This is a genomic window from Lentibacter sp. XHP0401, from assembly GCF_025751535.1.
GTDB lineage: Bacteria > Pseudomonadota > Alphaproteobacteria > Rhodobacterales > Rhodobacteraceae > Lentibacter.
The window spans coordinates 65,087-78,554 of the sequence record NZ_JAOWLC010000010.1 but is presented as its reverse complement, the minus strand read 5'-3'; the positions used below and the strand labels follow the sequence as shown (position 1 = coordinate 78,554).

Sequence of the window (13,468 nt, the reverse complement as noted above, 5' to 3'; positions counted from 1 at the left end):
GCTGGGGGAAGGGGCCACGCGCGGGAACCTGTTTGCGCTGCGAGCGTTGGTGACCTACCGTTCGGGCAAATAATTTGGAGGCCTGATTTATGCGCATTATTCGCGGTATTTTGTTTATGTTGGTCGTGTTTGTGGCGTTTGCCGCTGTCGGGCTTATGCTGTTGCCCAAGGAGCGCATTGCCAAAGTTGCCAGCGCCGAGATTTCCAAGGCATTGGGCCGCGAAGTTGTGATTACAGGCGATATCGGGCTGAGCATCTGGCCTGTGCTGGGCGTGAAGACGGGGCCTGTGCGGGTTGCGGGGCCTGACTGGGACGATGCCCCCTTGCTGAAGGCCGAGGCGCTGAACATCGGTGTGGGAGCAGCGGCGGCGCTGCGGCGTGAGGTGGATATTCGCCAGATCGAGCTTGTGAGCCCCGAGATTAACCTGATCACCGCCAAAGACGGGCGCGTGAGCTGGACTTTTGGCGAAACCGTTGAGGCCGTTGACGGCGACAGCGGCAGCACCGGTGTGACGCCGTTTAGCCTTGCGCGGGCAAGCGTGACGGGCGGCACTGTGCTGATTGAGGACCGTATGGCCGGCACGCGCGAGCAGATCACAGGGCTTGATGCGGAGCTGAGCCTCCCCGAGCTTTCGGGGCCAGCCACGCTTAAGGCAAGCGGTGTGCGCGGCGGTGCGGCGCTGTCTGTGGATGCAAAGGCAGGCAATGCGCGTGATTTGATTGCGGGGCGGCTGACGCCTGTTGTGGCGAGTTTTTCGACGGGGGGCGGCTCGGCGCGTTTTGACGGGCGGATGACCCGCGGACTGGAGGCGGCGGGGCAGTTGAGCGTGAGCGCCTCAAACACCTCGAAATTTATGCAAAGCCTGGGGCTTGGCGCGGCTGATGTGCCGCGCGGTATGGGGCAGGCGATTGATATGAACGCGGCGTTCACGTTTTCGGGCGGTGAGGTGGTGAACCTGCGGGGCATGACGCTGAACCTTGATCAGAACACGTTGACGGGGGATGCGGACATTCGCCTGAGCGGGGCGCGGCCCAGGATCACCGCGAAACTTGCCGCCGGTGCGCTGGACTTTACGTCGCTCGCGGCGTCCGGCGGCAGCGGGGGCAGCGAGAGCAGCAGCGACACGGGCTGGAGCAAAACCACGATTGATGCAAGCGGGCTGGCCGCTGTGGATGCCGAGGTGAGCCTTGCGGTGCAATCGCTCGATGCGGGAATGCTCAAGCTCGGGGCGAGCAGCCTCGGGGTGAGTTTGGATAACTCGCGGATGGTGTTCAAAATGCCCGATGCCACCGGCTATGGCGGCCAGATCACCGGTGAGTTTGTGGTGAACAACCGCGGCGGGCTGTCAGTGGGCGGCAATATCAATGTGTTGCAGGCCGATGTGAACCCGCTTCTGGACGACTTGATGGGCGTTACGCGGCTGTCGGGGAAGGCGGACGGATTTGTTAAGTTTCTTGGCTCCGGCAGTAACCTGAACGCAATTATGAACTCGCTTTCAGGCAATGGCGGCATTGCAATGGCGGGTGGGACGATCTCGGGGGTTGACCTTAACGGGTTGATGGGCACGGGCAACGGGACCAAAGGCACAACGGTTTTTGACAAGCTCGGGGCGAGTTTTACCATGGCCGGCGGTGTGTTGAGCAATGACAATCTGAGCATGACGTTGCCGCGTATTGCGGCGACAGGTAAGGGCGTTGTCGGCCTTGGCGCGCGGACGATAAACTATCTCTTCACACCCGTTGCGCTGGAAGCCAACAGCGGCAAGGATCTGGCATTTCCTGTGAAAATATACGGGCCCTGGAGCAACCCCAAGATTCTGCCTGATTTGAGCGCTGCGATTGACCTTAACTTCAAGGAAAAGAAGGAAGAGGTGAAACAGAAGGTGGATGACGCTATCAAGCAGAAGGTGCAGGAAGAGCTTGGTGTGACTGTGGGCGAGGGGCAGAGTGTGGAAGATGCGGTGAAGAAGGGCGTGGAAGACAAGCTGAAGAAAGAGCTGTTCAAGATTTTCGAGTGAGTGTTCCGGTTTCGGATTTTCGCTGTGCGAAAATCCGACCAAAGCGAGGGGGCGCTGCCCCCTCGCGCTCCCCCGGGATATTTTTAGCAAGAAAAAGGACGGGCGGATTGAGTTGATCCGCCCGTTTTCTTCAGGCGTGGATTGCGCCGTCGCCACAGGCGAGGGCGGCTTCGCGCACGGCTTCCGAGTAGGTCGGGTGGGCGTGACAGGTGAGGGCGATGTCTTCTGCCGATGCGCCGAACTCCATGGCAACACAAAGCTCGTGGATCATATCCCCGGCGGCGGGGCCGATGATGGCGGCGCCGAGGATGCGGTCGGTTGCGGCATCGGTTATGATTTTGACGAAGCCCTCGCCCTGATGCACGGCCTTGGCGCGGGCGTTGCCCATGAACATGAACTTGCCGACCTTGGTTTTGACGCCTTCTTCTTTGAGTTGGGCCTCGGTTTTGCCCACTGTGGCAACCTCGGGGGTGGTGTAGACCACGCCGGGGATGACGCCGTAGTTGACGTGACCATGCTTGCCAGCGAGCACTTCGGCAACGGCCATGCCTTCGTCTTCGGCCTTATGAGCCAGCATCGGCCCTTCGATTACATCGCCGATGGCGTAGAGACCCTTGACGTTGGTGGCCCAGTGCTCATCGGTTGCGATCTGGCCCCGCTTTGTCATTTCGACGCCGAGTTTATCAAGGCCGAGACCTTCCACGAAGGGTTTGCGGCCTGTGGCGACAAGAACGATATCGGCGTCGAGTGTCTCTTCGGTGTCGCTTTTCTTGGTTTTGTAGGTGACGGTGGCCTTGCCTTTTCCGGGTTTGGCCGACTGGACGGCGGCGCCCATGATAAAACTCAGCCCTTGTTTTTCAAGGATACGCTTGAAGGTGCGCTGCACGTCGGCGTCCATTCCGGGGGTGATGGCATCCATATATTCAACCACCGTCACCTCGGAGCCGAGGCGCGCGTAGACCGAGCCGAGCTCGAGCCCGATGACGCCTGCGCCGATGACCACAAGTTTCTTGGGGACTTTGCCAAGCTCAAGCGCGCCTGTGGAGGAGACGATTGTCTTTTCGTCGATCTCGACACCAGGGATTGAGGCAGGTTCGGAGCCTGAGGCGATGACGATGTTTTTGGCTTCATGCACTTCATCGCCCACCTTCACCTTGCCGGCTTCGGGGATGGTTGCCCAGCCTTTGAGCCAGTCGATCTTGTTTTTCTTGAAGAGAAATTCGATGCCGCCTGTGTTCTGTCCGACGACATCGTCTTTGTAGGCGAGCATCTGTTTCCAGTCGACCGAAGGGCTTTTGCCCTTGAGGCCCATGGAGGCGAAGTTGTGCTCGGCTTCGTGCAGCATATGGGTTGCGTGGAGCATGGCTTTGGAAGGGATACAGCCGATGTTGAGGCAGGTTCCGCCCAGAGTTTCGCGGCCCTCGACAACGGCTGTTTTGAGGCCGAGTTGGGCACAACGGATGGCGGAGACATAGCCGCCGGGGCCTGCGCCGATGATGATTACGTCATATGATGCCATGGTGAGGCTCCTTTTTCTGTCGGTTGCTTGCGGGCTAGACGAGCGCCGCGAGGATCATGGATAGGGTTGCGAAAAAGCCCACGGCCCAGACGAGGCTACGCCATGGGCGCATGTTATAGGCATAGGCGGGAATGTAGAGCACGCGCGCGGCGAGATAGGCCCAGGCGCAGGCGGCGGTGAAGCCTGTGGCCTGATTGCCGAGGGTGACGACGAGCACGGCGATTGTGAACAGGATGAGGCCTTCGAAGTGGTTGTTCATCGCGCGGCCCAAGCGGGCTGTGCGGTCTGACATTTCGCGGCTTGGCGGGCGGTCGCGGGCGGACATGGTGTAGCCGGGGCCGAGCTCGAGATTGGCTGGCACGGCATAGAGCAGGAATTGCAGTGCTTGCAAAAGGGCTGCGAGGGCGAGAACGGTAAGTTCGGCGGACATGGGCATGCTCCTTGACTATGTGCCTTTTGTGCCAGCCTTGGGCGGCAGGGTCCAGCCCAAGCGGGTGGCAGGCGTGAGGGTTTTGTGGCGCAGGGCCGTATCGGAGGCAAGACAGGCGGATTCAAGCGCGGCGATTTCGGGATCATTGCGCCAATCGGCCAAGAGCGCTTCGACGCGTGGCCAGTGGCGCAGGATGCTGCGGTCTTGCGCGGCGTTCTGGTTGGCGGTTTTGAACCAGGCGGAGCCGAGGTGGTATTTGTTCGAGACATGGCCCTGACCATCGCCGCGGGCATTTTTCATCAGAAAATCGTCTTCCGCGCGGGTGGCGTAATGGTTGAGCACGGCGGCTTCGGGGGCGATGGCCTTGGCATGGGGGAAGTATTTCTTGCGCTTTTTGGCGCTGTCCAGATTGTTCCGTAGGGGCGTGCCTGCGGCGGAGACGACTTTGAGATCATCCTGCTTTGGCTCGATCGGGCGATGATCATGGGCATGGCCGAATTTGGCGAAGCGGAACATGGATTTGAACTTGGTCGTGTCTTCGGGAAAGCCCGCCGCGCAGGCCGTGAAGGCGGGCAGAACAGGCAGGGTGCGCGCGGTATGGCCGCTTGTGCCGAAGAAGAGCCACGGCAGTGCGATGACATCGGCCTCGCCAACGCGGGCGAGCAGATCGGACAGGTGACCTTCTCCAAGACGGATGTTGAGAAATTCGTCGCTGTCGATATGGCAGAGCCATTCGGCGTTGGTCGTTGCGAGGTGCCGGAAGGCGAGGCGCATGGCGCTGTCTTGCGGGGCTGTGCCTGTGGGCACTGTCTGGCGGATATGGGTGACATGGCCGCGCGCGGCGAGGGCATCGAGCAGGGTGTCGGAGCCGTCGGTGCAATCGTTGGTGATGATGAGGATGTGTTCAAAGCCGATGACGCTGTGATAGGCGAGCCATTCCATGAGATGCGGGCCTTCGTTGCGCATGGCGGAGGCGAGGGCTGTGTGCGGCGCGGGTTTCATCAGAGTGCCCTTTGAAAGCGGCCAAGCCGCCAGAGCCATGTTGCGGCCGTTGTGATGAGGGCTAAGACGCCTAAGGCGACCCAGATGAGCGGGGAGCCGAGGAGGAGCCCGAGCGCGCTTTCGGTAGGGATTTTTGCCGCGCGGGCAAGCCAGAGCAGGGTTGCGAGCGACCAGAGCCATAAAAGCGCCACAGAAACCGAGGCGCGACGGCGCAGAAGCAACGCGGTGAGCGCGAGCAGGCTGAAGAGCGCCAAGGCCGGAAGCGAGAGACCTTGGCCCATGTAGGACTGCGCGCCGATGTAGAGTGCTGCCATGGCTGCGGCCAGGCCGAACGCGAAGACACCGTCACGGAACACAAGCCCTTCGGCACGGCGCAGAAGCGGGTGATCTTGAGATTTAAGGCTGTCTAGGCGGCTGGGCAAACCTGTGTATCCCTGATTGGGTTGGACCGGATGTTCATAGTGTATCGACAATCGTGATCGGGGTTCCATCGGGCACGAGAGACCAGATTTCGCGCATTTCGGCGTTGGTGACAGCGATGCAGCCGTTTGTCCAATCGCGCAGAAGGTGCATGCGGCCAAGTGTGCCCCAGCCGTTTGGCAAGCCGTGGATCATGATATTTCCACCTGCCGAGACCGCGCGGGCTTCGGCCTGGGCTGTGTCTGCTTCGTTGGGATAGGAAATATGCAGGCTGAGGTGGGCGACAGAGTTTTCGTTGCGCCAGTCAATGGTGTAGCGGCCCTCGGGGGTGCGCTCGTCGCCCTCTTCGGTTTTGTGACCCGACGGGGCGGCGCCAAGGGAAATGCTGTAGCGTTTGAAAGGTGTTCCGTCTTTAAGAAGCCGGAGCTCACGGGTGCTTTTTATGACGAGGATTTCATCGGCCCGGCTTTGTGGCGCGGCCGTTTCGGGCGGTGTGCCGGACGCGATACGCGCCATGAGCATTGTGTAGCCGACGAGGGCGACGACAACGAGCGCGATCAGGGCCGCGGCTTTGATGACTCTGGGTGCGCGCATCGCGAGGGCTTTGGCTCTTGATTTGGAGGGCGGACCGGGGGCGCTGCCCCCGGACCCCCGGGATATTTCCAGCAAGAAAAAAACGTGGGCTTTTCTTACAGATCCATGAGCAAGCGCTGGGGATCTTCCAGAGCTTCCTTGACACGGACGAGGAATGTGACCGCGCCTTTGCCATCGACCACGCGGTGGTCGTAGCTGAGGGCCAGATACATCATCGGGCGGATCACGACTTCGCCGTTGATGGCAAAGGGGCGGTCCTGGATTTTATGCATTCCGAGGATGCCCGACTGTGGCGGGTTGAGGATCGGTGAAGACATCAACGAGCCGTAGACACCGCCGTTGGAGATTGTAAACGTGCCGCCCTGCATTTCGGCCATGGAGAGTTTGCCGTCGCGCGCGCGCTTGCCTTTTTCGCTGATGGCTTTTTCGATTTGCGCAAAGCTCATCTGGTCGACATCGCGGATGACGGGGACAACGAGGCCCGTGGGCGTGCCTGCGGCAATGCCCATGTGGACGAAGTTTTTATAGACAACATCGGTTCCGTCGATTTCCGAATTCACTTCGGGCACTTCTTTAAGAGCGTGCACGCAGGCTTTTGTGAAGAAAGACATAAAGCCGAGGCGGGCACCGTGCTTTTTCTCGAATTCGTCTTTATACTGATTGCGCAGGGCCATCACGGCGCTCATGTCGACTTCGTTGTAGGTTGTCAGCATGGCGGCTGTGTTTTGTGCCTCTTTGAGGCGGCGCGCGATGGTCTGGCGCAGGCGGGTCATCTTGACGCGTTCTTCGCGGGCGGCGTCATCGGCCGAGACGGGGGCACGGGGCGCTTGCGCTGCGGGAGCAGGGGCACTTGAGCCACCTGAGGCTGCGGCTTTCATAACGTCTTCTTTCATGATGCGTCCGTCTTTGCCTGTGCCTGTCACGGCCTCTGCCTTGATGCCTTTTTCGGCCATCATCTTCTCGGCGGCGGGGGCATTTTTTGTGCCGGTTGCTTCTGCTTTCGCAGGTGCCTCTTCGGCCTTGGCGGGGGCAGCGGCGGCTGCACCTTCGCCGGAAGCAATCACGCCGAGTTTGGCAGATGCGTCAACGGTTGCGCCTTCTTCGGCGAGGATTTCTGTGAGTGTGCCAGCGGCGGGGGAAGGCACTTCGACGCTGACTTTATCGGTTTCAAGCTCGCAGAGCATTTCGTCTTGCGCGACGGTGTCACCGACCTTCTTGAACCATGTCGAGACGGTTGCTTCGGTGACAGATTCGCCCAGTGTCGGGACCATGACATCGACGGAGGCGCCCGAGCCTTCTTTGGCCGCGGCGGGTTCGTCTTTGGTTTTGGCCTTGGGGGCTGTCTCGGCGGCTTCGCCTGCGTTGATTGTGGCCAGAAGCGCATCGACACCGACGGTTTCGCCCTCTGCGGCGACGATCTCGCCAAGAGTACCGGCCGTGGGCGCGGGCACTTCGACTGTTACTTTGTCTGTCTCAAGCTCACAGAGCATTTCGTCGGCTTGAACGGCATCGCCCGGCTTTTTGAACCATGTGGCAACGGTGGCTTCGGTGACGGATTCACCCAGTGTAGGAACGCGAACTTCGGTCATGGGTTATTTCCCTTTTTTCAGTGTGAGCGCCTCGTCAACGAGAGCGGCTTGTTGTGCTTTATGGGCGGAGGCGAGGCCTGTGGCGGGCGAAGCGCTCGCGGCGCGGCCGACATAGGCGGGGCGCTGGTGCTTGGCTTTGATACGGCCCAGAACCCATTCGATATTGGGCTCGATGAAGGACCATGCACCCTGGTTTTTCGGCTCTTCCTGACACCAGACTACATCGGCGTTTTTGAAGCGGGTGAGCTCCTTGACGACAGATTGGGCGGGGAAAGGATAGAACTGCTCCACGCGCATGAGGTAGATGTCATCAATGCCGCGGGCGTCGCGCTCTTCGAGCAGGTCATAGTAGACTTTGCCCGAGCACATGACGACGCGTTTGATTTTGTCATCCGCCTTCAGTTTGGTGTCGGAATTGCCGTATTGGGCATCATCCCAGAGGATACGGTGAAAGCTTGAGCCGGTTGTGAAATCCTCGGTTTTGCTGACGGCGAGTTTGTGGCGCAGAAGCGACTTCGGCGTCATCAGGATGAGTGGTTTGCGGAAGGTGCGGTGAAGCTGGCGGCGCAGGATGTGGAAGTAGTTGGCCGGCGTGGTGCAGTTGGCCACGATCCAGTTGTCCTGACCGCACATTTGCAGGAAGCGCTCAAGGCGGGCCGAGGAGTGCTCGGGCCCCTGGCCTTCATAGCCGTGGGGCAGAAGCACTGTGAGGCCGGACATGCGCAGCCACTTGCTTTCACCAGATGAGATGAACTGGTCAAACATGATCTGGGCACCGTTGGCGAAGTCACCGAACTGGGCCTCCCAGAGGGTGAGTGCGTTTGGCTCGGCCAGCGAGAAGCCGTATTCAAAGCCAAGCACTGCATATTCGGACAACATGCTGTCGATAACATCATATTGCGCCTGACCTGCGCGGATATTGTTGAGCGGGTAATAGCGCTCTTCGGTTTCCTGGTTGATGATACCGGAGTGGCGCTGCGAGAAGGTGCCGCGTGTGGCATCTTGCCCCGAGAGGCGCACGGGGTAGCCCTCGGTGAGCAGGGAGCCGAAAGCGAGGGCTTCGCCTGTGGCCCAGTCAAAGCCTTCGCCGCTTTCAAACATCTGGCCTTTGCTTTCCAGCAGGCGGCCCACTGTCTTGTGGATCGGCAAGCTATCGGGGGCTGTGCTGAGTGCGCGGCCGATTTCAGCGAAAGTTTCGGGTTTGATCGCGGTTTCGCCGCGCTCGTATTCGGCATCGCGGCGGTTGAGGTGAGACCATTTGCCATCAAGCCAGTCGGCTTTGTTGGGTTTGTAATCTTTGCCAGCCTCGAACTCTTCGCCCAAGTGGGCCTGAAACGCGGCTTTCATATCTTCGATCTCGCCCTCGGGGATGAGGCCGTCTTTCACCAGCGTTTCAGTGTAAAGGCTGAGTGTGGTCTTTTGTTTTTTGATCTTTTTATACATGAGCGGGTTGGTGAACATGGGCTCGTCGCCCTCGTTGTGGCCAAACCTGCGGTAGCAGAAGATATCAAGCACGACATCCTTGCCGAACTTCTGGCGGAACTCTGTCGCGACGCGCGCGGCGTGCACCACGGCCTCGGGATCATCTCCGTTGACATGGAAAATCGGCGCTTCGACCATCAGCGCGATATCGGTGGGATATGGTGAGGAGCGCGAGAAGTGCGGCGCGGTGGTGAAACCGATCTGGTTGTTGACGACGATGTGCATCGTGCCGCCTGTGCGGTGACCTTTGAGGCCCGAGAGGCCGAAGCCCTCGGCCACAACGCCCTGACCTGCGAAGGCCGCATCACCGTGCAGAAGGATCGCCATAACCTGCTTGCGCTCGCTGTCGCCGAGCTGGTCCTGCTTGGCGCGGACCTTGCCGAGCACAACAGGGTTTACCGCCTCGAGGTGTGAGGGGTTGGCCGTGAGCGAAAGGTGCACCGAGTTGCCATCAAACGCGCGGTCGGAGCTTGCGCCGAGGTGATATTTCACATCCCCCGAGCCGTCGACATCTTCAGGCTTGAAGCTACCGCCCTGAAACTCGTTGAAGATCGCGCGGTAGGGCTTGCCCATCACGTTGGCGAGGACGTTGAGGCGGCCACGGTGGGGCATGCCGATGACCATTTCGCGGATGCCGAGCGCTCCGCCGCGTTTGATGATCTGTTCCATCGCGGGGATCAGGCTTTCGCCGCCATCAAGGCCGAAGCGCTTTGTGCCCATATATTTCACATGAAGGAATTTCTCGAAGCCCTCGGCCTCGACCATCTTGTTCAGGATGGCTTTGCGGCCTTCGCGGGTGAATTTGATTTCCTTGTCGTAACCTTCGATGCGCTCTTTGAGCCAGCCCGCTTCTTCGGGGTTGGAAATGTGCATGTATTGAAGCGCGAAGGTGCCACAATAGGTGCGGCGCACGATATCGAGGATCTGACGCATGTTGGCAAAGTCGAGGCCAAGCACTTTGTCGATGAAGATCGGGCGGTCCATGTCGGCATCGGTGAAGCCGTAAGACTTGGGGTCAAGCTCGGGGTGGGGCGTCTGCTCGGCCATGCCGAGGGGGTCGAGATTGGCAACAAGATGGCCGCGAATTCGGTAGGCGCGGATGATCATCAGCGCGCGGATGCTGTCGAGCACGGCCTGGCGCACGGCGGCATCGGTGGCGTCAACGCCTGCTTTGGCCGCGCCCGCCTTGATCTTGCCAGTCGCTGCCTTGGCCTCGGGCTCGCTCCACTCGCCTGTCAGCGCTTGGGTGAGGTCGTCTGCTGGCACAGGTGGCCAGTCGGGGCGGGCCCAGCTTGGGCCTTTGGCCTCGGCTTTCACGTCAAGCTCGGCATCGCCCAGCTGCGCAAAGAAGGTGCGCCAAGCTTCATCGACCGAGTTCGGGTCGGAGGCGTATTGGCCGTAGAGCTGTTCCAGATACTCGGCATTGTGGCCTTGCATGAAGGAGGAGGCGTGGAATTGGTCGTTTGAGGATTGGTCTGTCATGTGATGCTTCCCGAGCGATAGCCCGGCTCCCATTCTATCGCAGAGACTGCTTGGCCGATTTGGCCACCAGTGATGCCATAGCGTTAAAACCGTGTGATGCGCCGTTTGCAGAGATGAATTGTGCCTGAACGCCTTTGGCGCGCAGAGCGGCTACATAATCCTGTGCCAAGACAGGATTGGTGTTGTCGTCTTTGTTGCCTGTAATCGCGATGACACGCGTTGAGGTAGGAACTTTGGATGTAAATTTGTGCGGTGACTGGCTTTTTGTCCAGTTCTTGCGCCCCTTCATTGCGCGCCAGCGCGGGATGTCACAGGGGCAGCTGACAAGAATGGCGCTGTCAACGAGATTTGGATAGGCTCCGATGATGACACCGAGTTGGGCTGCTCCGCCTGAATGGCCGATGGCGACAATTTTGGAGGTGCCGACCTGTTTTGCCATCGCCTGAATGGTCTGGGCGACGAGCTTGTTGTTTTGTTTGGTGTAATGGTCACGGCGCTGGTTGTTTGAGCCTTTGGACTTTTGGCCCATGCCGTCGGAATAGCCGGGGCGCAGCATGGCCAGAACGGTGACACCTTTGTTTTGCGACGCGATTTTTTGCGCAATATCATAGTGATAGTCGGCTGCGCCGCCGCTTGAAACATCGCCGTGCAAGACAACGACGAGCCCTGCGTTACCGCCCCCAAAGACTTTGCCAGCCAAGGGGCCTGCCGATTGGGCCTGCGCGTTTAGCGCAAGCCCGACCGTGAGAACAAAGACAGAGATCAGTTGGAGCAGGGCTCTGCGCATGGCTTATCCGATCGCTTCGATCACGGCTTCGCCAAGTGTGGCAGGGCTGTCGGCAACAACGATACCCGCTTTGCGCATGGCTTCGATCTTGTCTTCTGCACCACCTTTGCCGCCGGCAACAATTGCGCCAGCGTGGCCCATGCGGCGGCCGGGAGGGGCTGTGCGACCCGCAATGAAGCCGGCTGTTGGCTTCCAGCGGCCCTTTTTCTTTTGGGCGGCGAGGAACTCGGCGGCTTCTTCTTCGGCCGAGCCGCCGATTTCGCCGATCATGATCATGCTGTGCGTTTCGTCGTCATCGAGGAACATGTTGAGCACGTCGATATGCTCTGTGCCTTTGATGGGATCCCCGCCGATGCCCACGGCGGAGGACTGGCCGAGGCCAAGATCTGTCGTTTGCTTGACCGCTTCATATGTGAGCGTGCCCGAGCGCGAGACAACGCCGCACGAGCCGCGCATGTGGATGTGGCCCGGCATGATGCCGATTTTGCACGCACCCGGCGTGATGACACCGGGGCAGTTTGGCCCGATCAGGCGGCTCTTGCTGCCTTCAAGCGCGCGCTGAACGCGCATCATATCGAGCACAGGGATGCCCTCGGTGATGCAGACGATGAGCGGCATCTCGGCGTCGATCGCCTCGAGAATGGAGTCGGCCGCGAAGGGGGGCGGCACGTAGATGACGGAAGCATTTGCTTCTGTGACGTGCATCGCTTCGTGGACGGAGTTGAAGACCGGAAGATCAAGATGGCTGGTGCCGCCTTTGCCCGGTGTCACGCCGCCGACCATTTTGGTGCCGTAAGCGATTGCTTGTTCGGTGTGGAATGTGCCCTGCGAGCCGGTGAGGCCCTGACAGATGACTTTTGTGTTTTCGTTTACGAGGACTGCCATGTGTTTGGCTCCTTAGATAGGGTCGTTGGGGAGGTGGGATGCACCCACCCGACGATTAGCCTTTGACGGCTTTTACAATTTTCTGCGCGCCGTCTTTGAGGTCGTCAGCGGCGATGACATCGAGGCCCGAGTTGTTGATGATGGCTTTGCCCTCGTCAACATTCGTGCCTTCGAGGCGGACGACGAGCGGAACCTTGAGGCCCACTTCCTTGACCGCAGCCACAACGCCCTCGGCGATGACATCGCAGCGCATGATGCCGCCGAAGATGTTGACGAGGATGCCTTTGACGTTGGGATCGGAGGTGATGATCTTGAAGGCTTCTGTCACCTTCTCCTTGGTCGCGCCGCCGCCCACGTCGAGGAAGTTGGCAGGCTCTGCGCCGTAGAGTTTGATGATGTCCATCGTTGCCATGGCAAGGCCTGCGCCGTTGACCATGCAGCCGATTTCACCGTCGAGGGCGATATAGTTGAGGTCGTACTTTGACGCCTCAAGCTCTTTGGGGTCTTCTTCTGTGGTGTCGCGCAGTTCGGCGATGTCGGCGTGACGGTAGATTGCGTTGCCATCAAAGCTGACTTTGGCGTCGAGCACTTTCAGATCACCCTTGTCGGTGACGATCAGCGGGTTGATCTCGAGCATTTCCATGTCTTTCTCGAGGAATGCTTTGTAGAGCAGGCCCATGAGCGCCACGCATTGCTTTACCTGCGCGCCGGTGAGGCCGAGGGAGAAGGCGATGCGGCGACCGTGGAAGGCTTGGTAACCTGTAGCGGGATCGACAGAGAAAGAGAGGATCTTCTCGGGGGTGGCAGCGGCCACTTCCTCGATGTCCATGCCGCCTTCGGTGGAGCAGACGAAAGAGATGCGGCTTGTCTGGCGATCAACCAGCAAGGCGAGGTAAAGTTCGGTTTCGATGCCTGAGCCGTCTTCGATGTAGATACGGTTGACTTGTTTGCCAGCCGGGCCAGTTTGGTGCGTTACAAGAGTGCGGCCCAACATGCGCTTGGCTTCTTCGGCGGCTTCCTCGACCGAGCGGGCAAGGCGGACGCCGCCAGCTTCGCCAGCGTCGGCTTCTTTGAACTTGCCTTTGCCGCGGCCGCCTGCGTGAATCTGGGCTTTGACGACCCAGAGGGGGCCGTCCATTTCGCCTGCGGCTGTCTTGGCATTTTCGGCTTTGAGGACGACGCGGCCTTCTGAAACCGGTGCGCCGTAGGAGCGAAGCAGAGCCTTCGCCTGATACTCGTGGATGTTCATAAAGCTGTCCC

At 59.9% G+C, this 13,468-nt stretch carries 11 protein-coding genes; 1 reads left to right on the top strand and 10 read right to left on the bottom strand.

The features are described 5' to 3' along the window. Positions 1-89: 89 nt before the first annotated feature. The gene (locus OE750_RS13435; protein WP_263764775.1) at positions 90-2,018 is read left to right on the top strand and encodes an AsmA family protein; all 1,929 of its coding nucleotides are present in this window, start codon (positions 90-92) and stop codon (positions 2,016-2,018) included. 130 nt (positions 2,019-2,148) lie between these two features. On the opposite strand, the gene lpdA is transcribed toward OE750_RS13435, so the two are convergent. The 10 genes from lpdA to sucC form a co-directional block, all read right to left on the bottom strand. Beyond that, positions 2,149-3,537, bottom strand: a complete 1,389-nt coding sequence (lpdA, locus tag OE750_RS13430; protein ID WP_263764774.1) for a dihydrolipoyl dehydrogenase — start codon at positions 3,535-3,537, stop codon at positions 2,149-2,151. A 34-nt stretch (positions 3,538-3,571) separates the two neighbouring features. Beyond that, a complete protein-coding gene (locus tag OE750_RS13425; RefSeq protein ID WP_263764773.1) occupies positions 3,572-3,967 on the bottom strand; it encodes an MAPEG family protein in 396 nt (131 codons plus the stop codon). Positions 3,968-3,982: 15 nt separating this feature from the next. Continuing rightward, a complete protein-coding gene (locus OE750_RS13420; RefSeq protein WP_263764772.1) occupies positions 3,983-4,969 on the bottom strand; it encodes a glycosyltransferase family 2 protein in 987 nt (328 codons plus the stop codon). Beyond that, the gene (locus OE750_RS13415) at positions 4,969-5,391 is read right to left on the bottom strand and encodes a hypothetical protein (protein ID WP_263764771.1); all 423 of its coding nucleotides are present in this window, start codon (positions 5,389-5,391) and stop codon (positions 4,969-4,971) included. The genes OE750_RS13420 and OE750_RS13415 overlap by 1 nt, the downstream gene beginning before the upstream one ends. A gap of 34 nt (positions 5,392-5,425) precedes the next feature. Continuing rightward, complete coding sequence (locus tag OE750_RS13410) at positions 5,426-5,983, bottom strand: L,D-transpeptidase family protein (RefSeq protein ID WP_263764770.1); 558 nt, start codon at positions 5,981-5,983, stop codon at positions 5,426-5,428. Positions 5,984-6,078: 95 nt separating this feature from the next. Continuing rightward, positions 6,079-7,572, bottom strand: a complete 1,494-nt coding sequence (gene odhB, locus OE750_RS13405) for a 2-oxoglutarate dehydrogenase complex dihydrolipoyllysine-residue succinyltransferase (RefSeq protein ID WP_263764769.1) — start codon at positions 7,570-7,572, stop codon at positions 6,079-6,081. Between the two features lie 3 nt (positions 7,573-7,575). Then, positions 7,576-10,536: a 2-oxoglutarate dehydrogenase E1 component gene (locus tag OE750_RS13400; RefSeq protein WP_263764767.1), complete on the bottom strand. Its 2,961-nt coding sequence runs from the start codon at positions 10,534-10,536 to the stop codon at positions 7,576-7,578. A 34-nt stretch (positions 10,537-10,570) separates the two neighbouring features. Then, complete coding sequence (locus OE750_RS13395; RefSeq protein ID WP_263764766.1) at positions 10,571-11,323, bottom strand: alpha/beta hydrolase family protein; 753 nt, start codon at positions 11,321-11,323, stop codon at positions 10,571-10,573. 3 nt (positions 11,324-11,326) lie between these two features. Further along, complete coding sequence (sucD, locus tag OE750_RS13390; RefSeq protein ID WP_263764765.1) at positions 11,327-12,208, bottom strand: succinate--CoA ligase subunit alpha; 882 nt, start codon at positions 12,206-12,208, stop codon at positions 11,327-11,329. A gap of 55 nt (positions 12,209-12,263) precedes the next feature. Continuing rightward, entirely contained in the window at positions 12,264-13,457 is a 1,194-nt protein-coding gene (gene sucC, locus OE750_RS13385) for an ADP-forming succinate--CoA ligase subunit beta (protein WP_263764764.1), read from the bottom strand. Between the last annotated feature and the right edge of the window lie 11 nt (positions 13,458-13,468).

Bases quoted from the DNA above. Each gene is read 5' to 3' on its own strand.
- OE750_RS13435 (WP_263764775.1), top strand. From the start codon at position 90: ATGCGCATTATTCGCGGTATTTTGTTTATGTTGGTCGTGTTTGTGGCG.
- lpdA (WP_263764774.1), bottom strand. From the start codon at position 3,537: ATGGCATCATATGACGTAATCATCATCGGCGCAGGCCCCGGCGGCTAT.
- OE750_RS13425 (WP_263764773.1), bottom strand. From the start codon at position 3,967: ATGTCCGCCGAACTTACCGTTCTCGCCCTCGCAGCCCTTTTGCAAGCA.
- OE750_RS13420 (WP_263764772.1), bottom strand. From the start codon at position 4,969: ATGAAACCCGCGCCGCACACAGCCCTCGCCTCCGCCATGCGCAACGAA.
- OE750_RS13410 (WP_263764770.1), bottom strand. From the start codon at position 5,983: ATGCGCGCACCCAGAGTCATCAAAGCCGCGGCCCTGATCGCGCTCGTT.
- odhB (WP_263764769.1), bottom strand. From the start codon at position 7,572: ATGACCGAAGTTCGCGTTCCTACACTGGGTGAATCCGTCACCGAAGCC.
- OE750_RS13400 (WP_263764767.1), bottom strand. From the start codon at position 10,536: ATGACAGACCAATCCTCAAACGACCAATTCCACGCCTCCTCCTTCATG.
- OE750_RS13395 (WP_263764766.1), bottom strand. From the start codon at position 11,323: ATGCGCAGAGCCCTGCTCCAACTGATCTCTGTCTTTGTTCTCACGGTC.
- sucD (WP_263764765.1), bottom strand. From the start codon at position 12,208: ATGGCAGTCCTCGTAAACGAAAACACAAAAGTCATCTGTCAGGGCCTC.
- sucC (WP_263764764.1), bottom strand. From the start codon at position 13,457: ATGAACATCCACGAGTATCAGGCGAAGGCTCTGCTTCGCTCCTACGGC.